Source organism: Arthrobacter sp. NPDC097144, from assembly GCF_044762205.1.
Lineage (GTDB): Bacteria > Actinomycetota > Actinomycetes > Actinomycetales > Micrococcaceae > Arthrobacter_B.
The window spans coordinates 201,693-226,097 of record NZ_JBIWDW010000002.1; the positions used below are offsets into that span (position 1 = coordinate 201,693).

General features: G+C 65.0%; 27 protein-coding genes. 12 read left to right on the plus strand and 15 right to left on the minus strand.

From position 1 onward, the window contains the following. Positions 1–47: 47 nt before the first annotated feature. On the plus strand, positions 48–791 hold the full coding sequence (locus ACIQXM_RS04540) for a D-alanyl-D-alanine carboxypeptidase family protein (RefSeq protein WP_400928231.1): 744 nt from the start codon (positions 48–50) through the stop codon (positions 789–791). Positions 792–800: 9 nt separating this feature from the next. Beyond that, on the plus strand, positions 801–1,001 hold the full coding sequence (locus ACIQXM_RS04545; protein WP_400928234.1) for a hypothetical protein: 201 nt from the start codon (positions 801–803) through the stop codon (positions 999–1,001). Here the strand turns inward: ACIQXM_RS04545 and ACIQXM_RS04550 are convergent. Beyond that, positions 998–1,411: a MarR family winged helix-turn-helix transcriptional regulator gene (locus ACIQXM_RS04550; RefSeq protein ID WP_400928237.1), complete on the minus strand. Its 414-nt coding sequence runs from the start codon at positions 1,409–1,411 to the stop codon at positions 998–1,000. The two genes, ACIQXM_RS04545 and ACIQXM_RS04550, sit on opposite strands and share 4 nt — an antisense overlap. Before the next feature lie 283 nt (positions 1,412–1,694). Here ACIQXM_RS04550 and ACIQXM_RS04555 point away from each other — a divergent pair, with 283 nt between their 5' ends. Both ACIQXM_RS04555 and ACIQXM_RS04560 read left to right on the plus strand, forming a co-directional pair. Continuing rightward, on the plus strand, positions 1,695–2,678 hold the full coding sequence (locus ACIQXM_RS04555; RefSeq protein WP_400928240.1) for a hypothetical protein: 984 nt from the start codon (positions 1,695–1,697) through the stop codon (positions 2,676–2,678). Between the two features lie 69 nt (positions 2,679–2,747). Further along, positions 2,748–4,130, plus strand: a complete 1,383-nt coding sequence (locus ACIQXM_RS04560) for a CoA transferase (RefSeq protein WP_400928243.1) — start codon at positions 2,748–2,750, stop codon at positions 4,128–4,130. Positions 4,131–4,149: 19 nt separating this feature from the next. Here the strand turns inward: ACIQXM_RS04560 and ACIQXM_RS04565 are convergent, their stop codons facing one another. Then, entirely contained in the window at positions 4,150–4,983 is an 834-nt protein-coding gene (locus tag ACIQXM_RS04565) for an SDR family oxidoreductase (protein WP_400928246.1), read from the minus strand. Between the two features lie 627 nt (positions 4,984–5,610). Between ACIQXM_RS04565 and ACIQXM_RS04570 the strand changes: the two genes are divergently transcribed. Both ACIQXM_RS04570 and ACIQXM_RS04575 read left to right on the plus strand, forming a co-directional pair. Continuing rightward, positions 5,611–7,179 (plus strand): GH25 family lysozyme, encoded by a 1,569-nt coding sequence (locus ACIQXM_RS04570; protein WP_400928249.1) that lies wholly within the window; start codon positions 5,611–5,613, stop codon positions 7,177–7,179. A gap of 164 nt (positions 7,180–7,343) precedes the next feature. Continuing rightward, positions 7,344–8,726, plus strand: a complete 1,383-nt coding sequence (locus ACIQXM_RS04575; protein ID WP_400928252.1) for an S-layer homology domain-containing protein — start codon at positions 7,344–7,346, stop codon at positions 8,724–8,726. 70 nt (positions 8,727–8,796) lie between these two features. Here the strand turns inward: ACIQXM_RS04575 and ACIQXM_RS04580 are convergent, their stop codons facing one another. Next, positions 8,797–9,777 (minus strand): NAD-dependent epimerase/dehydratase family protein, encoded by a 981-nt coding sequence (locus ACIQXM_RS04580; RefSeq protein WP_400928255.1) that lies wholly within the window; start codon positions 9,775–9,777, stop codon positions 8,797–8,799. A 114-nt stretch (positions 9,778–9,891) separates the two neighbouring features. Continuing rightward, entirely contained in the window at positions 9,892–10,230 is a 339-nt protein-coding gene (locus ACIQXM_RS04585) for a hypothetical protein (protein ID WP_400928258.1), read from the minus strand. A gap of 73 nt (positions 10,231–10,303) precedes the next feature. Between ACIQXM_RS04585 and ACIQXM_RS04590 the strand changes: the two genes are divergently transcribed. Beyond that, entirely contained in the window at positions 10,304–11,041 is a 738-nt protein-coding gene (locus tag ACIQXM_RS04590) for an SOS response-associated peptidase (protein WP_400928260.1), read from the plus strand. A gap of 10 nt (positions 11,042–11,051) precedes the next feature. Here the strand turns inward: ACIQXM_RS04590 and ACIQXM_RS04595 are convergent, their stop codons facing one another. Next, the gene (locus ACIQXM_RS04595) at positions 11,052–12,020 is read right to left on the minus strand and encodes an aldo/keto reductase (RefSeq protein ID WP_400929506.1); all 969 of its coding nucleotides are present in this window, start codon (positions 12,018–12,020) and stop codon (positions 11,052–11,054) included. Between the two features lie 151 nt (positions 12,021–12,171). On the opposite strand from ACIQXM_RS04595, the gene ACIQXM_RS04600 reads away from it, so the two are divergent. The 4 genes from ACIQXM_RS04600 (at position 12,172) to ACIQXM_RS04615 (ending at position 15,556) form a co-directional block, all read left to right on the plus strand. Further along, positions 12,172–13,008: an aldo/keto reductase gene (locus ACIQXM_RS04600; RefSeq protein WP_400928263.1), complete on the plus strand. Its 837-nt coding sequence runs from the start codon at positions 12,172–12,174 to the stop codon at positions 13,006–13,008. A 94-nt stretch (positions 13,009–13,102) separates the two neighbouring features. Next, complete coding sequence (locus ACIQXM_RS04605; protein WP_400928266.1) at positions 13,103–13,891, plus strand: thioesterase family protein; 789 nt, start codon at positions 13,103–13,105, stop codon at positions 13,889–13,891. Positions 13,892–13,918: 27 nt separating this feature from the next. Beyond that, positions 13,919–14,698 (plus strand): biotin/lipoate A/B protein ligase family protein, encoded by a 780-nt coding sequence (locus ACIQXM_RS04610; protein ID WP_400928269.1) that lies wholly within the window; start codon positions 13,919–13,921, stop codon positions 14,696–14,698. Positions 14,699–14,761: 63 nt separating this feature from the next. Continuing rightward, on the plus strand, positions 14,762–15,556 hold the full coding sequence (locus ACIQXM_RS04615) for a winged helix-turn-helix domain-containing protein (protein ID WP_400928272.1): 795 nt from the start codon (positions 14,762–14,764) through the stop codon (positions 15,554–15,556). Here the strand turns inward: ACIQXM_RS04615 and ACIQXM_RS04620 are convergent. From ACIQXM_RS04620 to ACIQXM_RS04650, 7 genes are all read right to left on the minus strand, one after another. Next, positions 15,553–16,419: an alpha/beta hydrolase gene (locus ACIQXM_RS04620; RefSeq protein WP_400928274.1), complete on the minus strand. Its 867-nt coding sequence runs from the start codon at positions 16,417–16,419 to the stop codon at positions 15,553–15,555. The genes ACIQXM_RS04615 and ACIQXM_RS04620 overlap by 4 nt on opposite strands. Before the next feature lie 89 nt (positions 16,420–16,508). Further along, entirely contained in the window at positions 16,509–17,939 is a 1,431-nt protein-coding gene (locus ACIQXM_RS04625) for a lipase maturation factor family protein (protein WP_400928276.1), read from the minus strand. 64 nt (positions 17,940–18,003) lie between these two features. Beyond that, positions 18,004–18,627, minus strand: a complete 624-nt coding sequence (gene hxlA, locus ACIQXM_RS04630) for a 3-hexulose-6-phosphate synthase (protein WP_400928279.1) — start codon at positions 18,625–18,627, stop codon at positions 18,004–18,006. A gap of 47 nt (positions 18,628–18,674) precedes the next feature. Next, entirely contained in the window at positions 18,675–19,277 is a 603-nt protein-coding gene (gene hxlB / locus ACIQXM_RS04635) for a 6-phospho-3-hexuloisomerase (protein ID WP_400928282.1), read from the minus strand. Beyond that, entirely contained in the window at positions 19,277–20,104 is an 828-nt protein-coding gene (locus ACIQXM_RS04640) for an SDR family oxidoreductase (protein WP_400928285.1), read from the minus strand. Before ACIQXM_RS04640 ends, hxlB begins: the two co-directional genes overlap by 1 nt. Before the next feature lie 74 nt (positions 20,105–20,178). Continuing rightward, the gene (locus ACIQXM_RS04645; RefSeq protein ID WP_400928288.1) at positions 20,179–20,844 is read right to left on the minus strand and encodes an SDR family NAD(P)-dependent oxidoreductase; all 666 of its coding nucleotides are present in this window, start codon (positions 20,842–20,844) and stop codon (positions 20,179–20,181) included. Positions 20,845–20,946: 102 nt separating this feature from the next. Continuing rightward, on the minus strand, positions 20,947–21,369 hold the full coding sequence (locus ACIQXM_RS04650; RefSeq protein WP_400928291.1) for a winged helix-turn-helix transcriptional regulator: 423 nt from the start codon (positions 21,367–21,369) through the stop codon (positions 20,947–20,949). A gap of 112 nt (positions 21,370–21,481) precedes the next feature. Here ACIQXM_RS04650 and ACIQXM_RS04655 point away from each other — a divergent pair, with 112 nt between their 5' ends. After that, positions 21,482–22,354: an oxidoreductase gene (locus tag ACIQXM_RS04655; RefSeq protein WP_400928294.1), complete on the plus strand. Its 873-nt coding sequence runs from the start codon at positions 21,482–21,484 to the stop codon at positions 22,352–22,354. Here ACIQXM_RS04655 and ACIQXM_RS04660 read toward each other — a convergent pair. From ACIQXM_RS04660 to ACIQXM_RS04670, 3 genes are all read right to left on the minus strand, one after another. After that, positions 22,351–22,935 carry a recombinase family protein gene (locus ACIQXM_RS04660; RefSeq protein ID WP_400928297.1) on the minus strand — a complete coding sequence of 195 codons (585 nt, stop codon included), beginning with the start codon at positions 22,933–22,935 and terminating at the stop codon, positions 22,351–22,353. The genes ACIQXM_RS04655 and ACIQXM_RS04660 overlap by 4 nt on opposite strands. Before the next feature lie 483 nt (positions 22,936–23,418). Then, positions 23,419–23,706: a helix-turn-helix domain-containing protein gene (locus ACIQXM_RS04665; protein WP_400928300.1), complete on the minus strand. Its 288-nt coding sequence runs from the start codon at positions 23,704–23,706 to the stop codon at positions 23,419–23,421. Between the two features lie 7 nt (positions 23,707–23,713). Further along, complete coding sequence (locus ACIQXM_RS04670) at positions 23,714–23,965, minus strand: hypothetical protein (protein WP_400928303.1); 252 nt, start codon at positions 23,963–23,965, stop codon at positions 23,714–23,716. Positions 23,966–24,405: the final 440 nt, after the last annotated feature.

Sequence of the window (24,405 nt, forward strand, 5' to 3'; positions counted from 1 at the left end):
TGTCCACTGCGCAAGCGGTATGGAAAAGTCTGGGGGAGGAGGTACATATGCCGCGTCAGCACGTCGCGACCCACATAGCCATTATCGCCGGCGTCTGCCTCTGCCTGCTGGCTTACCTTTCCTTTCTGGGGTCCACAGAGTCTCCGGCCCCGTCAGCGCAGCTCCCGGCCCAGGCCCAGGCTGCAGAGCTCCCGGAACTGCCGGCGCAGCCCCATGCAATGGATGTCGATTCCCCTGACAGCACTTTGGTGGTGGTCAACAAGCAGCGTCCGCTGCCGGTGGAGTACGTTCCGCAGGACCTTGTCGACGCCGACGGCGTTCCCCTGCGGCTCGAAGCGGCGGAGGCTTACCTGGAAATGGTTGCGGAAGCGGCCGCCGCCGGAGTACCCATTTCTGCCGTGAGCGGTTTCCGGACCGGAACCGAGCAGGACCAGCTGTACGTTTCCTACACGGAGAACTTTGGTCCGGAAACGGCGGACTCCATTTCGGCCCGCCCCGGCTACAGTGAGCACCAGACCGGGTTGGCCGTCGATATCGCCAACCCGGACGGAAGCTGCGCCCTGGAAGCCTGTTTTGGTGAAAGCCTGGCGGGTTCCTGGGCTGCAGCCAACGCCCATTACTACGGCTTCATTGTCCGTTATCCGGCAGGAGCCGAGCACATTACCGGGTACGCCCACGAACCGTGGCACCTTCGGTATGTCGGTGCGGAGCAGTCCCTTTCCATCCATGACGCGGGAACCACCATGGAAGAATTTGCGGGCCTTCCTGCTGCGCCGGATTACGGACAGTAAGGGCAGGCCGTGAAAACAGTGAGAGGCCTCCTTCGGGACTTCCGCGGTTCCGCTGCCATCTGGGTCCGCATTTATCGCGAGACCAGAGGCATTCCGGCAGGTGCCTTCTCCATGACCGATGTTCCCACCATCAAGGCGATGGGGTTCTTTTACCTCGTGATGGGGGTCATTTGGCTTGGCGGAGCCGGATGGGCCCTGCTGAACCCCTAGGCGTCCTCGGCGGCGTTGAAACGCTCCAAAGCGGCGGCGAATTCCGTGAGCTCGGATTCGCTCCACCCGTCCAGGCGGTGGCGCACAGCTTCGCGGTGAATGGCCAGGGAGCGCCGGAGGCGGTCTGCTCCTTCATCAGTCACCGAAAGGGCGCGGCCGCGGCGCGGCTGGTTGTCGCCGTCGTCGTCCTCCATCACCAGGCCAAGCTCCGCGAGGGCGTGCACCTGGCGGGAAACGGTGGAGCGGTTCAGTGAGAAGGCAGAAGCGATGTCCGTGGCACGGCACCCGGGGTTGCTGCCGATGAAGGCCAGGAGGGACTGCTCGACCTGCGTGAGAGGAGCATTGATCCGCCGCGAGCGGGCAACGGCCCGCCGGTAGATCGCATCGATCTGGTCGTAGACGTTTCCCACTGTTGTGTCCCTGGACCTGTCCTGTTGTGCCACTCCTCCAACTTACCCTCTTCGGCGGAAGCGGGGCCGCGGTCGTAAAAGGGTGTTGCACTATGCAACAATAGGATGTTGCATAGTGCAACTTACGTCGGAGTTTCCCCGTCATATCCAGAGAGGTCCCATGCCTGACCCGTCCACTGCCGTATTGTCACCTGAGCCCCTCCGCCCGGCGCGGACAAACCGGCCAACCCGGCCGGGACGTGCGGCTTCCGTCCCCGCAGCTTCTTTCTGGAAGTCACTGGGAATGCATCTCTTGATTCCGTTCTTCCTGGCCGCGGGCATGGGCCTGGCCTATCTGGGCGCCTTCCACGAGCCCGAACCCAACCATCTTTCCCTGGCCGTGGTCGGCTCCGGTGCCCCCGCCTCCGTCTTCGCCCAGCAGCTCAACGACGCCGAGCCCGGACGCCTGCAGGTCCGGGTGGTGGCTGACGCGGGAACGGCCCGCCAGCTTATGGAGGACCGGGAAATCTCCGCAGCTTATGAGCCGGCAGCGGACCAGGCCACGCTGTATGTCGCCTCGGCGGCGTCAGCGACGACCGCGGAGGTGGCGAAGAAGATCTTCCAGCCCCTGGCTTTTGACCAGCACCTGCCGCTGGACGTTGTGGATGTGATTCCCACGAACGAGCATGACCCCACCTCGCAGGGGCTCTTCTTCCTGCTCGTGGGACTGAGCGTGGGCGCTTACTCCAGCGCCGTGGCCATCTCGGCGGTGGCCGGACGGGTCTCCGTGCCGTGGCGGGCCGGCGTCGTCGTCGGCAGTTCCGCAGTGGTTGCGGCGATCGGCATCATCATTGCCGGGCCCATCTACGGCATCCTGGACCACGGACTCTGGGGTCTGTGGCTGTTGTCCTGGCTCTATGTCACCACCATTGCCCTGCTGGGCGTCGCCCTGCATCCGGTGCTGCGCAAATGGACCACTCCCACCCTCACCATGCTGTTTGTCATGCTGAACTTCACCAGCTCCGGCGGCATCTTCACCTCCGAAACCCTGCCGCCGTTCTTTGCGGCGCTGGGGACGTTCTGGAATGGCGCAGCCTGGCTGCACGCCGCACAGAGCATGGTGTACTTCCCGGGCCAGTCCTTCGGTGCCGACGGACTCAAGCTGACGCTGTGGCTGATTGTGGCGGCAGCCCTGCTGGTACTGACCCACCTGTGGAGCGTCCGCCGGACCCGCCTGTCCGACGAACTCGCCCGGGTGCGGGAAGAAGAAACAGTCGTAGCTGCCTAAGACTTTCCCCGGCAGGACACGTGAAAAGCACCGGTGCAAACCGGTGCTTTTCCCATGCATACTTCGTTTATGACGGATCAAACACCCCTGCCGGCACTCTGGCGCAGCCTGGAACCGCTGTTGCCCGAAGGCGTTGAAGCAGCTGCCTGCTCGGGACGGAGGTGGTGGTGGGCGGGCCCGCTCGACGTCGAAGGCCTCGGCCTGGGCGCCCTGCAGACGCTGGCAACCGCCGTGGCCGCCTATGCTTCCGCCGCCGGGCGCCGGGACCGGGTCAGCTTTGCCTCCGACGGGGCCGCGGCGTCATTTGCCTCCTTCACCCACCTGCGCATCGATGGAATGCCCGTGCAGGGATTCGCCCCGCTGTCCGGGTTTCGACGCAGCGCCGACGGCTGGGTACGGCTGCACGCCAATTATCCGCACCATGAACGTGCCCTGCTGGAAGCCCTGGAAATCGGCGGGCCAGAGGAAGTGGACCGTGCCGTGCGCCGGCGCACTTCGGCAGAAGTCGAGGACGCGGTTACGGAACACGGCGGTTTGGCCTCCGCGGTACGGACCCCCGAAAATTGGGCGGCTTCCGAGCCGGGACGCGCGGTGCGTCAGGAACCCTGGCTGCGGCTGGATATTGAAGAAGCTGCGGGGTCCGCGCCCCTGGCAAGCGGCGGGGGTATTCTGGCCGGCCTGCGCGTCCTGGACCTGACGCGGGTCATTGCGGGTCCGTCGGGCAGCCGTATCCTCGGCGCGCTGGGTGCGGACGTGCTGCGCGTGGATCCGCCGGCCCTTCCGGAAGTGGAAGGCCAATATGTGGACACCGGGTTTTCCAAGCGCAGCGCGGTGGCGGACTTCAATGACCCGCAGATCTTCCGGAAGCTGCGTTCGCTGCTGGAAGCGGCCGACGTCGTCCTCACTGCCTACCGCGGCGGGTCGATGTCCCGCTTTGGCCTCGACGCCGGCTCTCTGCGTGCCGACCATCCCGGACTGGCCGTGGTCTCCCTCGACGCCTGGGGAGATCGCGGGAGCTGGAACGGGCGGCGGGGTTTTGACAGCATCGTGCAGGCTGCCGTTGGTATCTCCCATCTTTACGGGAACACGGGGGAAGACGGCCGGTGGCGGCCGGGCGCTCTTCCGGTGCAGATCCTGGATTACGCCACCGGGCTGGGCATGTCCGCTGCCGCCGTCGCGCTGGCGGCAGCACGTGTGCGCGGCGTGAGCGGATCCGCTCATTTGTCTTTGGCGCGGACGGCTCTGGAACTGATGAACCTGCCCGGCCCGCCGCCCGGCGCAGAGGCCGTGGTGCCGGAACCGGCGCTGCGCAGCTGCCGAAGCGGCTACGGCGACCTGGTTTATGTGCCGCCGCCGCTGCTGATCAATGGAACACAGCTGGAGTACGGCTGGCCTCCGCCGCGCTACGGCAGCTCCGAACTGGCCTGGCGGACGGCAGAGCAGCCGGGCTGAGCGTTCCTATCGGGTGTGTTTAGCCGGCCACCCGGGCGCGCTGGGATGTGTCGACGGCGGCTACCACGCCGCCGTCCAGCAACAGGTCCGTTCCGGTGATAAAACTGGCATCCGTGCCCAGGAGGAAGGCTGCGGCGTTGGCGATGTCCCCCGGAGTTCCCACGCGCTTGGTGCCCGAGCCCTCGATCATGGCCCGCATTTGCGCGCCCGATTCGCCGGCCAGTTCCTGCTGGCCCATGGGGGTGGAAATGACCCCGGGGCTGATGCTGTTCACGCGCGCCCCGCGGGCACCCCAGGCAAGGCTCGCGGCCTGGACCCGCACCTGATTGGCGCGCTTGGCGATGCCGTAGGCATGTCCGGGGTTGTCAATGCCGCCGAGGAACGGGACGAGGAGCAGGTCATCTGTCGGCACTGCGGCAAGGCTGGCCAGTGCGTCGGCAGGAATTCCGCTGCCCACCATGTAGGCGGACATGCTGGAGATGAAGACCCCGGACCCTCCCGGAGCAATAACCTTTTCGAACTCATCAAGGACCACGGCGGTGCCGAACAGATCCACCTTCCAAATGGCATCAACGGGTGCCTGGACAGGGGAGAGCCCCGCGGTATGCACGACGCCGGTGACCTTCCCCAGCTCCGCAGCAGTTGCCGCCAGCGCTGCCACGGAATTGCGGGAGGATACGTCCACGCGCTGGGAAACGACGTCGTACCCGTCCCCGAGAGCGGTGGCCACGGCAGTCTCCAGGAGGGACTCGTCGAAATCGGCCAGCAGCACTTTGCGGCCGGCGCCCGAGCGGCGCAGAACGGCCTGTCCCATGCCGCCCATTCCAACAATTACCAGTACTTCGGCTGCCATGATGCTCCAATCTTCGCAGGCCCGGTCAGGAGAAGCCTGTCCGGGAGCTCTGAGACTACCGCGTGGCAGAGCTGGCGGGGTATGCATTCATTTGATCGGGTTTCCCCTAAGATGCACCGCGCCTGACGTATTAGCGGAAGCAGCTGCAGCGCATTTAGGCTCAATGCCCCGTCCGGGGAACGGTGTCCGCCCCGCGCCGTAACAATCCGGATGTCTTCCGTAAGGTAAGTAACCGCCCTAAAGGCGTCCGCCGGACCCGTTGAAGGGAAGGGAATTCACGATTCCCGGTACCGTACTTGTCTTTCTGGGGAGTTCAGCAGGATTTTCGTCCTGCGGCTCTGGACGAACGAAATGCGAGTATGTAACGATTTACCTGCAAAATACTCATTTCCCCTATGCCGGTCTGATGCACAGAAATATCGTGCCCTACGGTATAAGTAGCCCGCGGCATCCCATTGCCACGGTACTGAAAGCGGTTCCAGCATGCCGGTGCCTCATTAGTGCCGGGGCTTCGTCGCGGGCTTAGGTACAACTTCGCAGCATTGCAGAGCCTTAATGAAGAACCTGGGGGGTTTTTCATATCTGCGGACAACGCGGGATATTCATCCACTTCTCATCCAGGACATAATGAAAAAAACATTGCTTACAAGGGGACTGACCTCAGTGGCTCTCACCGCCGTCTTGGCGGTCTCAGCCCTGGCGGGCCCGGCCGGTGCTGCTGTGCCAGCCCTCACCGCTGATACCCCGAACAGCGGGCTCAGCGAGGCCGAGCAGGCCCGGATCATCGGAGAAAACGGCGCGAGCATGGGGCAGGGCATGCAGCGGCTCAGCATCTCCGGAGACGCACAGGTGCCGGCACCGAACGAAGGTGGCGCTGTCCCCGCCGCCGGAGCTCCGCAGCAGGGCCTCGATTCCGGCGCCGCAAACCCGCAGGCAGCTGACCCTGAGGCCGTCGATCCCGAGGCAGCCGAGGGCCTAGGGGGAAACTGGCGTCCAGCCGGCATCCAGGGCATGGACGTTTCCAGCCACCAGGGCAATGTTGATTGGAACCGTGCCTGGGCGCAGGGATCCAGGTTCGCCTATGCCAAGGCCACTGAGGGCACCGGGTACAAGAACCCGAACTTCGGCCAACAGTACGGCGGGTCGTACGGTGTGGGCATGGTTCGCGGTGCCTACCACTTTGCACTCCCGAACGTTTCTTCCGCTGTTGAGCAGGCAAATTACTTTGTCAACAACGGTGGAGGCTGGTCAGCTGACGGCAGGACGCTTCCCCCGCTCCTGGACATTGAATACAACCCCTACACTTCCCTGGGCAACACCTGCTACAACATGAGCCAAACCCAGATGGTCAACTGGATCAAGGCATTCTCCAATCAGGTCAAGGCCCGAACGGGCCGGGCACCGATGATCTACACCACCACGGACTGGTGGTCATACTGCACCGGAAACAGTGCCGCATTCGGCGAGAATCCGCTGCACATTGCCAACTACAACGAAGTTGGCGCCGGCCCCCTCCCGGCCAGCTGGGGTTTTTACAGCCTCTGGCAGTACAGCAGCACCGGTCCCTTCGTGGGCGATTCGAATGTCTGGAACGGCAATGCAGCAGGACTGACCGCTTTTGCCCGGGACAATCCCGCAGCCGCGCCGGCCGTACCTCAGGGACCGTTCCGGGATGTTCCCGCGAGCCGGGCCTTTGCCAAGGAAATCACGTGGCTCAAGAATGCAAAGATCACCACGGGGTATGCGGACGGCACCTTCCGGCCCCTGGACTCCGTCAGCCGGGAGGCCATGGCCGCTTTCCTCTACCGGATCAAGGGCAGCCCCGCCTATGCGCCGCCGGCCGCCTCGAAGTTTAGGGATATTGGCGGAAGCGAGTTTTACAAGGAAATCAACTGGCTCGCCGCCAAGGGCGTGGCGACCGGCTGGAACGGAAACACTTTCGGACCCAAACTGGACATCAACCGTGACGCTATGGCTGCTTTCCTGTACCGTTTGGCCGGAAAACCCGCCTACAACGCACCCAAGGTCTCACCCTTTAGGGACGTTGCAGTGAGCAACCAGTATTACAAGGAGATCAGCTGGCTGAATTCCACCGGGATTTCCACCGGCTGGACCGACGGGACATTCCGTCCGTACGAGCCGATTAAGCGCGATGCCATGGCGGCTTTCCTTTACCGCTACGACGCGAAGTTCTAGACCCTGCATGCAGCACACTGGCGCGGACGGCTTTGCCGTTCCGCCAGGTGCTGCTGTTTCCCGTCCGAATTCACTGAGGCACCGCCCTTATGACCGGTACATCATTTCTGCAGTGTGGCTTGATGAACGGATGTAACGGAAGTGCAGTTAAGAAAATGACAATCATGAAAAAGAAGCCTGTTTTCCGGACCTTCGCCGTCCGTGCCTCCTGCGCCCTGATCCTCGCCTCCGTTGCCGTTCCGGGCAGTGCTGCTGCCGCAACGGTCCAGCGCGTGCCGGCACTGGAGATGCCGGCGGTTGACGCCACCGCTCTGCCTGCTGGGGAGGAGGCGGTTGACGCGACCGCTCTTCCGGCTGAGGAGGAGGCCGTTGACGCGACCGCTCTTCCCGCTGAGGACCTTTCCGACGCCGCGCCGGTCATGCCCCACACGCCCCGGCCGGATCCCTCCCTCCTGTCACCGGAGGAGGCACAGGCGGCCGTAGAGGAAGAGGCCAGGGCACAGCTGCTCGGTTCCGGTGCCGCGGTACCCGACGGATCCGTGCAGTCGGTCCGCAGCGATGCCTACGCCGGACGGGTGTTCGACCTGATGAATGCCGAGCGACGGAAGGTGGGATCGGCCCCCCTCATCTGGAACCAGCAGATTGCCAATGGCTCCCAGGGCTGGGCCAACCATTTGCTCACGGCCACCGCTAATCCGAACTTTGATTGGGCCGGCATCCACCGGGCGGACGCCGGCCTGTCGATTATTCCGGCCGGCGCCAATTGGTACGGGGAGATCATTGCCTTCAATTTCACCCCGGAATCGATCGTGAACTGGTGGATGAATTCCCCGGCGCACCGGGCAGCAATGCTGGATCCGCGCGAGACGCACGCCGGCGTCGGCTATGTGGTGCCCACCAGCGGACCCTACCGGGGCTGGCACCTGGTGGTATCCAACCTGGCCGGCTATCCCAAGGCCGCACCCCTCGCCCCCGCGTCGCCCTTCGCTGACCTGGTGAACGGGCAGCAGTTCCTGGCGGAGATGAACTGGATGCATGCCAAGGGTATTTCCACAGGATGGACAGAACGCAACGGGACCAAGACGTACCGGCCTTTCCAGTCGGTCTCCCGCGAGGCCATGGCCGCGTTCATGTACCGGCTTTCCGGCTCGCCCAAATTCACCGTGCCGAAGAAATCCCCGTTCACCGACGTCCCCACCTCCCACCCGTATTACAAGGAAATATCCTGGCTTGCGGCCAAGGGCATTTCCACGGGCTGGATCCAGAAGAACGGAACCAAAGTGTTCCGTCCGTCTGCGGACGTCAACCGGGACGCAATGGCAGCCTTCCTGTACCGGCTGAAGGGCTCCCCGAACTACACGGCTCCGAAGACATCACCGTTCCGGGACGTGTCCAAGTCCAACCAGTTCTACAAGGAGATCTCCTGGCTTGAGGACCGCGGTGTGGCCGGCGGCTGGCCGGCCAGCGCCGGAGCCTCCGATTACCGGCCGGGCTCCACAATCGCCCGTGATGCCATGGCGGCGTTCATGAAGCGGTGGGCTTCCTAGGCCCAGCCGATGCATTCCGGGCGTCGCGGCCTGCTGTGGCCGCGGCGCCCGGATTGCTGTTTAACCGCCTTTAACCGGCGGCAGCCGTCAGCTTGTCGGAAAGGGCCATGAAGTCCTGGTCCACGTTCTGTTCCGCCGGATGGGCGTCGTACCAGCGGAGAATTTCAGCGGCACCGTCCACAAAGGGAATCCGGGCCTGATAATCCGGTACCAGGGACTTGATCTTTGTGTTGTCGAAAATGACCGAATGGGATTTGTCTCCCAGGAGCCCTGGCCCGCGGTCCGGATCATGGACGGCGATGGTCTCCGAGGAAACGTGCACCAGCTCCGGTTCCGGGACCCCGGCAGCGGCGGCCATGATCCGGTATATCTCGTTCCAGGGCAGGAATTCATCCGAGGTGATGGTGTAGGCGTCGCCCACCGCAGCGGGCCGGCCCAGCAGGCCGATGAAGGCCTGCGCAAAGTCTCGGCTGTGGGTCAGCGTCCACAGCGAGGTGCCGTCCCCGTGCACCAGCACCGGCAGCCCCTCCCGCATCCGGTGCAGGTCCGTCCATCCGCCGGTGAGCGGGATCATTGTCTGGTCGTAGGTGTGGGAAGGGCGCACCACGGTTCCGGGGAACCCCTCGTCCCGGTACGCGGCGGTGAGCAGTTCTTCGCAGGCAATTTTGTCCCGTGAATACTGCCAGTACGGATTGCGCAGGGGAGTGGATTCCAGGATGGGGAGTCTGGCGGGAGGCTTTTGGTAGGCGGAGGCTGAGCTGATGAACACGTACTGCCCCGTCCGGCCGCGGAACAGATCCATGCTCGCCTTGAGCTGATCCGGGACAAAGGAAATGAAGTCCGCAACGGCGTCGAACTCGCGGCCCTTCAGGACCTCCGAAGCAGCTGCGGCATCGCGGATGTCCGCGTGCAGGACCTCGGTCCCGGCAGGCGCCGGCCGCTTGGCAGAGGCGCCCCGGTTCAGCAGTGTGACCCGGTGGCCCAGCCCTGCTGCGTGCTCGGCAACGGCGGAGCTGATGACTCCGGTTCCCCCGATGAGAAGAATGTCCATGTGCTCTCCCTGAGTGGATGTATCGGCTGCAGCTGGTGCCGGCCGCACGGAGTTTGTTCCGCCGGGCCTATTCTGCAGGACGCGCGCGGTTCTGTCCCGTGCTGTTCCCGCGGGTTATGAAGTTTTCTGGGCTCCGCCTGAGGTGCGCTCGCCGAGGCCGCTTTTCCGGCCACCGCTGGTGCGCCGGGTGACGGCCGAAGCCCACACCCAGGTGGCCCGCCGAACGCCGGCGTCAGTCCACAGCACCTGCACCGCCCTGGCGTTCCAGGTGCAGGCCTCGCCCCTGACCCGTTCAGCCGAGCTGGGAAACCGGATCCAGGCCCACACCGGGATGCCCGGCAGCGAGGTGGTGGCCGGGTGATGCTCAAAGTCCAGTTCTTCGGGGGTGAGCTCGAGGGGCTCCGCGCGCCGTGCGTAGCGGGCGGCGATCCGTGCTGCCGCGTCCTGGTCCATGCTTAAAAGTAGAACACATATTCGAATTGCGGTGACCTCTGGAGTTCTCCGCTGCGGCAGGCAGAATGGGACTATGTGTGGACGATACGTGATGGCCAAGGCAACGTCTGACCTGGTGGCGGCCTTTGCCGCGGACCAGGCGGAGGGGGCGGAAACCGTCCCCTCCTGGAACGTGGCTCCCACTGACGATGTGCCCATTGTCACCGAGCGCGCCCGCCGCACGGAGAACGACGACGGCGGCCGGGCTGCGGCGGTGCGCCGCGTGACCACGGCCAAATGGGGGCTGGTGCCGGTGTGGGCCAAGGACCCCAAAATCGGATCGCGCATGATCAATGCCCGCCGGGAAACGGTCCTGGAGAAACCGGCGTTCCGCAAGGCTGCCGTCAAGCGCCGGGCGCTGGTGCCCGCGGACGGGTACTACGAGTGGGAGAAGTCCGGCGGCACCAAGATCCCCACCTACCTGTATTCACCCTCGGAGGATCCGCTGGCCTTTGCCGGGCTGTATGAATTCTGGCCTGATCCGTCCCTTCCCGAAGACCACGAGCACAAGTGGCTGCTGAGCTTCACGATTATCACCACCGAAGCCAGCGACGCCCTGGGCCATATTCATGACCGCACGCCGCTGATTGTTCCGCCGGATTTGTATGCGGACTGGCTGGACCCGAAGCTGACCGAGGCCCACGGCGTCCAGCAGCTGCTGGACGCCATCCCCGAACCGGTGTTGACCCCGCGGGTGGTTTCCAGCGAGGTCAACTCGGTGCGCAACAACGGACCGCAGCTGATCCGCCCGGCGGACACAGCGGCCGGGTGAAAGCCGCCCTTTACCAGGCGTAATCTTCCGGGGCCGTGCGGTGGCCGGGGAAAATGGTGTCGAGCTTGGCCAGCATCTCCGCATCCAGCTCCGTGTCCAGGGCCTTCAGTGCGTCGTCGAGCTGAGCCTGGATCCGGGGGCCCACAATCGGCGCGGTGACGGCCGGCTGGTGCAGCAGCCAGGCCAGGCCCAGGATGCCCGGAGCAATACCGATCTCATCCGCGTAGTCCTCATACTGCACCAGTGCGTCGCGGTGGGTTTCCAGCTCTTCCTTGGCCCGGCCTTCCGTGCTGCGCCCGCCCTGCTCGGTCTTCTTGAGGACCCCGCCCAGCAGCCCGCCCTGAAGCGGCGACCAGGGCAGCAGACCCAGCCCGTACTGCTGTGCCGCCGGAATGACTTCCAGTTCAACGGCGCGGTTGATGAGGTTGTAAATGGACTGTTCGCTGACCAGCCCGTTGAAGTTCCGCCGCTGCGCAGCTTCCTGGGCACGGGCAATGTGCCAGCCGGCAAAGTTGGAGCTGCCGTTGTAGATGATCTTGCCCTGCTGGACCGCCACCTCCATGGCCTGCCAGATCTCCTCCCACGGCGTGTTCCGGTCAATGTGGTGGAACTGGTACAGGTCGATGTGGTCGGTCTGCAGCCGGGTCAGGCTGGCGTCCAGTGCCTGGCGGATGTTCAGCGCGGACAGGAAGGTGTCATTGGGGCGCTCGCTCATGGAGCCGTAGAGCTTGGTGGCGATCACCGTGTCCTCGCGCCGTCCGCCGCCCTTGGCGAACCAGCGGCCCACGATTTCCTCGGTCCAGCCCTTTTTGTCCCAGCCGTAGACATTGGCGGTATCAAAGAAATTGATGCCCGCTTCCCGGGCGGAGTCCATGATCGCATGGGCGTCCGCCTCCTCGGTTTTCGGTCCAAAGTTCATGGTGCCCAGGCACAGGCGGGAAACGCTCAGGCCGGAACGGCCCAGATGGGTGTACTGCATGAAAGTCATTCCTCGTTCTGGATTGGCAACGGTGATGCGCGGCCGGGTTCGGCGGCAGCACCCATTCTGCGCGTCCCGGCCGTCCCCGCCTAGGGGTACCGGACACTTCCTGCGGGAAATAGGGTGGAGGCAACTCGACGAAAGGCAGCCAATGACGCACGAACACATTCCCGGACTTGACCTGAACAACGGAGTCCGCATCCCCCAGCTGGGGTACGGAGTTTTCCAGATTCCGGCGGAGCACACCCAGCAGGCTGTGGAAAGCGCCCTGGAAGCCGGATACCGCCACATCGACACGGCCGCTGCCTACCGCAATGAAGCAGCCGTGGGCGCCGCCGTCGCCGCGTCCGGCCTGGCCCGGGAAGACCTGTTCATCACCACCAAGCTGCGCAACGGCGACCAGGGGCGGGCGCGTGAAGCCTTCGAGGAGAGCCGCTCTGCCCTGGGCCTGGACCAGATTGACCTGTACCTGATCCACTGGCCGGTGCCGTCCCAGGGCCTGTACCTGCAGGCCTGGCGGGAGATGGAGCAGATCTACTCCGAGGGGCTGGTCCGGGCCATCGGCGTCTCCAACTTCCTGCCGGATCATCTGGAAGAACTCCTGGGGGAAGCCGCCGTCCCGCCCGCCGTAAACCAGATTGAACTGCATCCCACCTTCCAGCAGCAGGCGCTCGCGGATACTTCCCGCCGCCACGGCATGGCCGTTGAGGCCTACAGCCCGCTGGGCCAGGGCGAGGACCTGGACAACGCTGCGGTTGCGCAGATCTCCCAGCGGCACGGGGCCACGCCGGCCCAGGTGGTGCTGGCCTGGCATTTGGCTTCGGGCAACATTGTCATCCCCAAGACGGCAACCCCGGAGCGGATGCGGGAGAACCTGGGTGCACTGAGCGTGGAACTCTCGCCCCGGGACATGGAACAGATCAACGAGCTCGACGCCGGCAGGAGACTGGGAGCGGACCCTGCCACGGCGTCCTTCAGCCAGTACTGATCCGAACGGATCCGCTCCAAACGGTTCCGGCACGGAGTGTCCAAGCGCTCCTGTAGCCTGAGATCCAAATCCGAACCGCAAGGAGGGCACATCAGTGGCCGAGTCGTATTACCGCGCCCTGGGCGAGGAAACCTTTGAATCCACCGTCCACACCCAGGGCGCCTGGAATGAGCATGAGCAGCATATGGCGCCGGTATCCGGTCTCCTGGCCCACGCGCTGGAGACCTGCAGCCCCCGCCCGGACATGCGTATTGCACGGATCAGCTATGACATCCTGGGCGTCATTCCCGGCGGTACGTTCGACGTGCGGACCAAGGTCCTGCGGCCCGGCCGCACCATTGAGCTGCTGGAAGCGGAACTGATTGCCGGCGGCCGGACTGCTGTCCGGGCCACCGCCTGGCGGCTGGCGCTGGGATCCACCGCAGGGGTGGCCGCCCTGGAGGACGCGCCAATGCCCGGGCCCGACGGCCTGGCGGAAGTCCACGGGATGACCGAATGGCCGGGGGACTTCATCGGCTCACTGGATTTCCGTGCCGTCCCGGGCCTGCGGCCCGGCAGGGGCCAGGTGTGGGTGCGCACCCCCTACCGCATGCTGGAGGGGGAAACGACGTCGGACCTGGTGCGGATGGTGGGACTTGTGGATACCGCCAACGGCATTGCGGCCCGTGTTCCGCCGGGCGCGGACAGCTACATGTTCCCCAATGTTGACCTGCAGATTCACCTTCACCGCCCGCCCCGGGGCGAGTGGCTGGGCCTGGATACCAGGGTCACCTTCGGAACCGACGGCATTGGGCTGACCTCCTCCGTGCTGCATGACGCAGACGGTCCCTTTGGCCGCAGCGAACAAATCCTGACGGTGCGCCGGCTCGGCGCGCAGGCCTAGGGGACCCGCGTGCCGCAGGACCAGCCCGTGACCTCCCGTCCGGAGCTGCTGACCGTGGTGCGGCAGGAGCATCCGCTGGGCGCTGCAGCGGATCTGGACTTTGCGCTGTCCATGCTTTCGGCCGCCCGGACCGGAGGGCTGGGACCCACGCTCCGCGTGTACCGGCCCCTGCCCACCGTGGCGCTGGGACAGCGCGATGCCCGCCTTCCCGGGTTTGAGTCCGCCGCTTCGGCCTGCCGGGACCAGGGATTTGAGCCGCTGGTCCGCAAGGCCGGAGGGCGCGCTGCCGCCTATCATCAGGGCTGCCTCATCCTCGATCATGTGGAACCCGAGACAGAGGCGGTGGGCGGGTCCCGGCGCAGGTTTTCGGCCTTCGGCGAGCTCTACGCCTGCGCCCTGCGGGACGCCGGCGCGGATGCAGCAGTGGGGGAAATTCCCGGCGAATACTGCCCGGGGGAGTTCACCGTCCACGGCGCCACGGCCGCCGGCCGCAAAATCAAGCTGGTGGGGACCGCGCAGCGGGTGGTGTCCGGTGCCTGGCTGTTCTCCTCGGTACTGGTGGTTCAGGACGCTGCGCCCCTGCGGCGCGTCCTGACGAGCTGTTACTCCGCTCTCGGCCTGGAGTGGAATCCGGCAACGGCCGGCGCCGCGGAGGACACCGGGAACGTTGACCTTGATACGGTCGAAGAGGCCCTGATTAAGGCATACAGCACTTACGCGCCCCTGGCCCATGGGGAATTCGGCGCGTTGGCGGACGCCGTGCGCCCGGGCGGTGCCGCCGTGCCGCACGGGGCGTCGGTCCTGTAACCTGCCCGGTGGTCAGTAAGCTTAGAGAAGGATTTGAACAAACCGTTGTGAAAGGGTAGGACATTGGCCAAGAACACCGTCGAAAACACCGCACTGAGACTGAAGGCTGTCCTGGAGGTGCTGGCCGCTGAAGATCCGGCTGCCGAGCGCCGGATCAGCCGCGGGGAAGTCCTTGCCGCCGCCGTGTCCAAGGTGCCGCTGACCGGCAGCGAGGCCGAGGTCCTTCCCACCGGTGTTGTGCGCGGCGAACGCACCCTGTCCAACGCCAGCAGCAAACTCGTCAAGGCCGGCTGGATTACCAAGGAGGGGCGGGCAGGCTGGAGCATCACCGCCTCCGGCCGCCAGGCGCTGCAGGAATTCCCGGAAACTGCAGACCTGCTGGCTGCAATGAACGGCAAGGCTCCGGCAGCATCAGCTGTGTCGCCGGCTGCCGAGGAAGTGGAAGAAGTCGTTGAAGAGGCACTGCAGGAAGCGGTGAGTGTTCCGGAGGTCCCGCAGGAACGCCACGGCGCACACCAGGAACCGGAATTCTCCGAGCCCTCCTTCCCGCAGCCGGACGCCGTCGTTATTGCCGGAAACCTGGGCAGCGCGTTGGGTGCCGCAGACTGGGACCCGACTGACGCCGGCCTCCAGCTGACCTTCGACCGCAGCGATGAGCTGTGGAAGCTCACGGCTGACCTGCCCGCCGGACACTACGAATACAAAGTGGCGCTGAACGGTTCGTGGGAGGAAAACTACGGCCTGTACGGTCACCGGGACGGCGGCAACCTGGACATGGCGCACGACGGCGGTCCGCTGACGTTCCTGTACGACCACGCTACCCACACCGTAGTCACCAAGCCGGACGCCAGCGCCTAACCTTCCGGGGACAGACCGTGGCGGGTCAGGAAACCCAGCACCGTGTCCGCGACAATCCGCCAGTTGTGGTCAATCACCAGGGAGTGTCCGGTCCCGTCGATCTCCGCGTATTCGGTGGTCGACGCCGAGGAGCGGTACCGGCGGGCGGCTGCCCGGACCACCGAGGCCGGGACCACGCGGTCCCGGCCTGCTGCCAGCAACAGCAGCGGCCCCCGGTTTACTGACGTATCCACGCGCACCGGGGTGCGCCGAACCAGGTTCGCCGCCGCGGCCTGAAACAGCGGCCGCCCCGGGGCGGGCATCACGCAGGTGGCATGCAGGTCATTGGACTCGCGTTCGGTGACCTCGTTGGCGAAAGTCCGGCGGAAATGCTGCGGTGTCTGGCGGGTGATGCGGCGGATATTCAGCGGGTTGCGCAGCACCGGCAGGGTGGACCTGAGCTGCGCCGGAGGCAGCCGCAGCACACCCCGGAACTGTGTGGGTGCAATGGCCACCGCACCGGCGGCCGCTCCGCGTGCCAGGAGCTGCTGGGCCAGCAGGCCGCCGAAGGAATGGCCCACCAGCACCGGAGGCTGAGGCAGGCTGCTGATGAATTCTTCATAGTGCTCCAGGGCTTCCCGCACTCCGGTGCCGGCCATGGATCCCGGAAAGGCGTTGGCCGCCGGCAGGGTGTCCGGTTCCCCGGGCCAGCCGGGCGCAAAGGCCGCGTAACCCCGTTCCTCAAAAAGCTCCACCCAGGGGTCCCAGCTGGTGGAGTGCATCCACAGTCCGTGAATGAATACCGCGGGAGTGCGGTCCTCGGACTGGGTCTGGTCCGGGTCCAGCGTGGCCAGGGGAGTCAGCAGGCTTCCGACAGGGGTCATGGTTATGCTCCTCGCATCGGCGGTGATCCGGGCTGCAGGCTGGACGTTGCCGGCCAGTCTGCCATTCCCGGCCTGCCCGGCGGTAGGTGTCAGCCTTCGATTCGCCGGACCGGATCCATGAGGAAGCCCACGGGCTCACGGACCCACCACACGCCGTCGGCCCGGCGTTCTGCAGGTGTGGAAAACCGATAGCGGTACACCTTCGCACGCATCCAGCGGGGAGGTGTGCCGGCGAAGGGACCGGTGCGCAGCAGGGCCAGGGTGCGGGGGTCGCCGTCGAGCAGTTTCTGCAGCAGCACCGGAAACCACGAACCGCCCGAGGCACCCAGGGCCAGGAACCACATCAGCCAGTCCAGGCGCAGATGGTACGGGGCGAACTGGCGCGGCATCCGGGACGGGTTTCCGGGTTTTCCCTTGAACTCGTACTCCAGCCAGCGGGCATCCGGGCCGGGCTCATCGTTGGTTCCCTCGATGACCACCTCGTTCCGGGTCCGCGTGATGGAGCCGAACGCGCCGTAGGCATTGGACAGGTGCCAGCGGTTGAAGCTCGCGTTCATCAGCTGGTTCCGGCTGAACAGGTTCCGCAGCGGCTCCCACGCCCAGTAGATCATCAGCGCCGTCACTGCCAGCACGACGGCGGCAAACCAGGCCGGGGTTGCCTCCGGGTCCGGTGTGCTGAAGGCAGCTCCGGGCAGCAGCGCATGAAGGTTCGAATCGGCGACTGCGCTGAAGGCCAGCAGGACGGTCAGCACATTCAGCCAGGCGAAGTTGCCGGACAGGATGAGCCACAGCTGGGTGACGATGACGATCAGCGCCGCAATGCCGGCGACGGGCTGCGGAAAAAACAGGAAAAAGGGCACCACCAGCTGCGCAAAGTGGTTGCCGAGGACTTCGGCCTTGTGCAGCGGCTTGGGCAGATGGTGGAAATACCAGCTGGCCGGGTTGGGCATGGGCTGGGTCTCATGGTGGTAATACAGTGCTGTCAGGTCCCGCCACACCCGGTCCCCGCGCATCTTGATCAGCCCGGCGCCGAATTCCAGCCGGAACACCAGCCAGCGGAAGAGGAACAATACCGTCACCGGGGGAGCCACCTCGTTGGACCCCAGGAACGCAGCCAGGAAACCGGCCTCGAGCAGCAGTGACTCCCAGCCGAAGCCGTAGAAGGTTTGGCCGATGTTCACGATGGACAGATACAGCCCAAACAGCAGCAGGAAAGCGGCCATGGGCAGCCACGCCGGGCCATGCTGCGGCAGTCCGGCCACCAGCAGCGCGGCCACGGCGGCTCCGGTCCAGGCCACGGCGAGCAGGAGCCGGTCCGAGTAGTGCCAGCGGAACAGGGTGGGAATGCCGCGCCCCGCGGTCCGGGCCAGATACCGCGGCGCCGGCAGCAGCCCGTTTTCCCCCAGCAGCGCCGGGAACTGGTTGACGGCGGAGATGAAGGCGATCAGGTACACGGCGGCGATTCCGCGCTGCAGCACCTGCCGCGCAAACTCATATCCCTCGGCGCTGAAGAGCTCCATGCCTACCAACGGTAATGCCAGGGACAGCGGTTTGGCCGGAGTGCTTCAGAACCGGAACATCTGCTTACTGAATGGCGGCGCGCAGTTCCTTCGCAGCCTGGGCGGGGTCCTCGGCGCTGTAGATGCCGCCGCCGACGACGGCGACCTGTGCACCCGAGGCCTGCACATCGGCGAGGGTATCCAGCTTCACGCCGCCGGCGACGGAGAACGCCACGCCGGCTGCCTTGCCTGCGGTCAGCAGGGTGTTGAGGTCGTAACCGTCCTGGGCCTGCTCGTCGAGTCCGGCGTGGAACTCCACGAATTCGGCGCCAAGGTCGGTGACCTCCTTGGCGCGGGCTGCCTTGTCCCCGACGCCGATGAGGTCCACGACAACGCCCTTTCCGTGGGCCTTGCCGGCCTTGATGGCTCCGGCGATGGTGGAATCGTCCGCGACGCCGAGCACGGTCACGAGGTCGGCTCCCGCCTTGAACGCGGTGTCGGCTTCGAGCTCGCCGGCGTCCATGGTCTTGAGGTCGGCAAAGACGATCTTGTCCGGGTGGGCTTCCTTGATGGCTGTGACGGCGGAGAGCCCGGCGTTCTTGACCAGCGGGGTGCCCAGTTCAATGATGTCGACGTACTCGGCGACCTGTCCGGAGAGCTCAAGGGCATCTTCGACGGTCAGTACGTCCATGGCGAGTTGCAGTTTCATGGTGTTTCCTTTGATAGCTGGGAAGGGAAGCTTTTGGGTGGCACGCGCTATTCGAGGTTCGCGTGCCGGGGCCAGAGGTCCTCGGCGGGAGTGCCGTCGGACTTCCAGAGGGCGGCGAAGACGGCGTCCAGCACCAGGAGCAGGGCCTGCTCGAAGAGGCTGCCGGAGTACTGCCGGGAGGCAGTGCCGCTGTGGTCGGTCTTTTGTGCGGCGGGGATAACCACCACGCGGTGCGCGGTTTCCGCCAGCGTGGAACCGCCGTCGGTGGTCAGCGCAACCACCCGGGCGCCCGCCGAGACGGCGCTCTGTGCGGCCGCAACAGCGCCGGCCGTGGTCCCGGACCCGGAGGCGACAACCAGCAGGTCGCCGGATCCGATGGCCGGCGTCGTCGTTTCGCCCACCACATACACGGTCAGCCCGAGGTGCATCAGGCGCATGGCGTGCATCCGCAGTGCGAGTCCGCTGCGGCCGCCGCCGGCAACGAAGACGCGTTCGGCCTGCCGGATTTCGGCGGCCAGGGCTGCCAGCTGGTCCTCCCGGAGGCCGTCCGCCGCAGCGGAAAGTTCGTCCAGGATGAGCCGCAGGCTGTCCCGGACGGCAGGCTCCGCTGAGATCTCAGCGGCCGTTCGGGTGGTGTTTTCCGAAGGCATCAGTTGCTGCCGCCGTGGGCTTCGAGGGCCACCGGCTGCCACTGCTCCCAGGATGCCAGCCGGGACTCGTAGTCCGCTTTGGCGATGGCGAGCGGGGCTTCGCCGAAGAATGCCCGCAGCGGCGGGTTCTCGGAGTCGACGATTTGCAGGATCGGTCCGCGGGTGGCGTGCGGGTCCCCGGGCGTCCCCTTGCGGCTGGGGCGGTTCGCCGCCTGCTCCCGGACGCCGTCGTACGCGGGGATGGCCGTGGCGTGCTTGGCGGAGCTGCCGCTCCAGTCGGTGGAGAACCCGCCGGGTTCGATCAGGGTGACGTGAATGCCGAAGCCGGCAACCTCCTGCGCCAGCGACTGGCTGAGTCCTTCAAGCGCCCACTTGGAGGCGTGATAGATGCCCACGGACGGGAAAGCGGAGATGCCGCCGATGGAGGAAACCTGGATGATGTGGCCGCTGCCCTGCTCGCGCAGGAACGGCAGGGCCGCCTGGGTGACCCACAGGGCACCGAACAGGTTCGTCTCGATCTGGCCGCGCGCCTCGGCCTCCGAAAGCTCCTCGACCATGCCGAACTGGCCGTAACCGGCGTTGTTGATAACGACGTCGAGGCGTCCGAAGTGCTCCTGCGCCTGCTGGACGGCGGCGAAGACTGCGTCGCGGTCCGTGACATCGAGCGACAGCGGCAGCACCCGGTCGCCGTAGGTATCCACCAATGCCCTCAGGCTGTCGGTGCTCCGGGCGGTGGCGGCAACGGAGTCCCCGCGTTCCAGGGCGGCTTCCGCCCATTCGCGGCCGAAACCGCGCGATGTTCCGGTAATGAACCAGACCTTGCTCATGCTGTGCTCCCTGCTAAGTGTTGGATCGAATCCGTGACGGATCGAATTGGTGGTGTCCGTGTCTGCCGGTTGGGTCAGTCCGCGCTGATCTGGCGGCGGAACGTGTCGCGGCTGCGATGCAGATCCCACAGCACGCCGGCGAGGACATCGGGATCCTTTTCCGGATCGCCCTCGATGATGCGGCCGCCGATGATCAGCTGCGACACGTGGATGCCTTCCTCGGCGAGGACCTCGTTAAGCAGCTGGGCATAGGCGGCCTGGCCGGCGAACGCCACTGAGGTTCCGGTGACGTTGCGCCCGGGCTTGACGGCTGAGCCTCCGTTGACGAAGAGGATGGTGCCGCGGTTTTCGCCGAGGAAGCGCATGCCGGGAAGCACCTGGTGGACGGCGGCAACCGGGCCGTAAATGGAGAATTCGACAGGTCCCACGAGGTCTGCCGGGGTGGTCTCGAGGACGGGCCGCATGAAGTCCTTCTGCGGCAGCGGGCTGTACTGCAGGACCTCGACCGGACCGAGGCTCTCGGCGGCGGCCTCCAGGGCTGCGGCGATCGATTCCGGCTTGCGAACGTCGGCAGCAAAGCCGCGTGCCTTGATGCCGGCCTTGCCAAGGTCCTCGGCAAGTGCGTCCAGCTTGGCCTGGTTCCGGGAGATCAGGGCCACGGAGAATCCTTCAGCACCGAATCGTCGTGCGACGGCGGCCCCGAGGCCCCGCCCTGCTCCAATGATCGCGATTGTTGTCATGGTGGAGGGAACTGGTGTGACCGCCAAATAATTCCGGATCGAAAATCTGGCACACGGGTCTCTGTGTGGTGCGGCTCGGTGCGGCAGCGCTGCCGCGGGTGGTTAGCGCGCGTCGTCGAACCGCGCCTGATGCGCTGAGACCTCATCCCGGTGAGTCTCGGACCAGAGCTTGAGCTGCCGGACCGTTTGATGCAGGGATAATCCGAGGGCGGTGAGCTCGTAGGTGACCGTGACGGGAACAGTTGCGGTTGCCGTCCGGGAGATCAGCCCGTCCCGTTCGAGGGTTCTCAGCGTCTGCGACAGCATTTTGGGACTCACACCAGCGAGGACACGCGCCAGCTCGGAGTAACGCATGGGCCGCGGCTCTCCGTCACAGTCCGGGCCGCTGCCCAGCGCAGAAAGCACGAGGGTCACCCATTTGCCGGAAACCTGAGCCAGTAACTGCTGGCTGGGGCACGCGGCGAGGAACGCGTTGTACCGCGTTTTCGCTTCCGCTTTCTTCTGTGCCGCCGTCATCGTCGCCATAGGACCTCACTTTGGATATCAACGCACTTTAAAGTAACTACTTCCCGATGGGTAGCAGCTCCTTCAGGATGGTGGAGATCACGCAGTTCCACAAGCACTGAAAGGCTCCATCATGAACAGCACCATTCCAGCCCTGCCGGGCGGCATCTGGGCCCTCGGCGACACCACTGTGTCCCGCTTCGGATACGGCGCCATGCAGCTCTCCGGTCCGGGGGCTTTCGGGCCGCCGAAGAATCGCGAGGAGGCACTCGCCGTCGTCCGCTCCGCAGTGGACAGCGGCATCACCCACATAGACACCGCGGAAGCCTACGGCCCCCGTGTTGTCAACGAACTGATCCGCGAGGCACTGCACCCGTACGCCAAGGATCTGTTCATCGCGACGAAGGTTGGGGGACGGCGCGACGGCGACGGCGGCTGGCCGCCCGCCCGGAGGCCCGATGAACTGCGGGCACAGATCGATGACAACCTTGAAACCCTTGGGGTCGACGTCCTTGACCTCGTGCACCTTCGTCTCGGCGACGCCAACGGGCCGGCACCGGAAGAGATAGGTGCAGCGTTTGAGACCCTCGTTGACCTGCAGCAGCAGGGCATCATCAGGCACCTCGGCGTCAGCAACGCCACCGCCGAACAGGTTGAGCAGGCCCAGTCAATCGCACCGATCGTGTCAGTGCAGAACATGTACAACCTCGCCAACCGGTGGGACGACTTGCTCATAGACCGCCTTGCCGCAGAAGGGATCGCCTACATTCCCTTCTTTCCGCTGGGCGGCTTCACTCCGCTGCAGTCAGACGCTCTTTCCGCCGTCGCTGAGCGTCGCAGCGCGAGTCCAATGTCGGTTGCCCTGGCCTGGCTGCTGCAGCGTTCCCCGAACATCCTGCTGATTCCGGGCACGTCCTCCGTGTTGCATCTGCGCGAAAACATCGCCGGAGCTGCCCTCACCCTTTCCGATGCCGACCTCAGGGAACTTGACCTGATCACCGTCTAGCTTGGCGCAGGGGGCGTTCGTTGGACAATGCGGTAGACCGTGCTGCGGGCGACCTTGAAGAGCTCGGCGATCTCTGTGGTGGTGTGTTCTCCGGCTTTATACAGGGACACCACATGTGCTTCCTGCGCTTTGGAGAGTTTGGGCTGCTTGCCCCGAAGCCGGCCCTTGGCCTTGGCGAGCTGCATGCCTTCCCGGGTGCGGGCCCGTATGAGGTCGGATTCAAACTCGGCAACCATGGCGAGGACATTGAACAGCAGCCGTCCAACCGGGTCCGACGGATCGTGGATGGATCCGCCGATACTCAGCTTCACGTTTTTCTTCGTGAGTTCTTCGAGGATGTCGCGGGCGTCGGGCAGGGAGCGGGCGAGGCGGTCGAGTTTGGTGATAACGAAGGTGTCCCCGTCACGGACCGCTGCCATGGCCTGACGCAGGCCCGGCCGGTCACGGTTGGTGCCGGTCAGCCCGTGGTCGGTATAGATCAGGTCCTCGGGGACACCGAGAGCCGCGAGTTGGTTCTGCTGAACCGTGAGGTCCTGCTCGTTGGTGGAAACGCGGGCGTAACCGACGATGTGGGCACTCATGGTTCTGAATGTAGCGGTTGGGCGACCTTCACCGGGAATATGCCCGGGCGGGGTATACGCGAACCACCAGGTCAAGCATGGGCGTATTCTTCGTGGCCGTGGGGATAGGTTTATCGATTTCATAGCCCGGCGCTGTTCTCGCCAGCCGAGCATGAGTGGTGACGCCCCATGGCCGGTAAAGGACCGGCTTGCGGACGCCATACAAGTCTTGAATTGGATGGCACTACATTTGGCACATGACTGACACCACGATGACGTTGCGCCCATTGGAACGTGCTGATGCGGCGAGGTAGTGAGCCAAGATGCAACGGTGGGCGTGGTCCGTTGGCGTCGTGGCCTCCCAACATTCCAGGAGGTGCCGGCGTCCGCGGACCCTTTCCCCGCTGAGGGCTGCTCCTATAGCCGTTGTAATCGTCATCCAGTCGTTCATCCCTCATCCTTAACCGTTGGTTCTCATAGCTCACCCGAGGCTATAGTGCGCCTTCATCGCGGGTATTGGACGAATCGGACATTGGAGGCGACCGCGAAGGCTTTACTTACCGGATCACCGACGAGTTGACGGACCTCGCGGCAGAGATGGGCCTGGTCGAAGTAACCAGTGCTCACAGCGAGCCCAGCTAACCCCGCATTCCCGTCACGTCGGACGCGTGCAGCTACCTGATGTAGTCGATTGATGCGCAGCAGAGTGGATGGAGCAAGGCCGAAGGAAGTGAGGCAGCGTCGATGGAACTGGCGAACCGACAGTTCTGACCGATTAGCCAGGTCGGCCACTGTGAACTCACCGGGTACGAATCAAGACCGCCGTGTTTTCCGCGAAGGGATCAAGTGTCTTCTGGAAAACCCGGTGATTGAGCGCACGCTTCAGTTTGTTCAGTGGCACTTCATCTAAAGGACCTGAAAGGGCATCGAGGGCGGGGTCTGGTGGCCAGAGTTCGTCAACCGGAATCCGGGCATCCCGGTAGGCGTGCAGCGATTCGCCCAGAACGGCGTGGCCCCACTGCAGCGCGATGCGTATCCCGACGACCTCCACCCCACCACGTTCAGGTCGCCAGGGGCGCGTTTGAGGCCCCAGCCACCAAAGACGTCCGTCAACGAAGACAAGGCCGGTCAACCCATCCGGAGGTACCGCTTGATTCGCGAGGGAGCCTGTATTCAGCCCGTAACTCACCGCAGCTGCCCTTGATGCCCCGGACTCCTGCTGATTCATCTGCAGTAGTGGGGAGAGACCCACCGTTTCGTTGCCTACTGCCCGAGTCCCGTTCACGTATGTCACGATAACGGCTCAAGTCCCATGATTAGTTGGTCCCCACATCGTGACCGATCACCCCGTCTTGTAACCAGATCCCTCTGCGTAACAACCAAAGCGTTGACTTGGACGCCAGCCTCGTCGCTCCCCAATGGCTGTCCCTCACGCGACCAGAGCATCCGAGCAAGGACCTCCAAGCCGCTTTGATGCGAGCAATTTCTTAG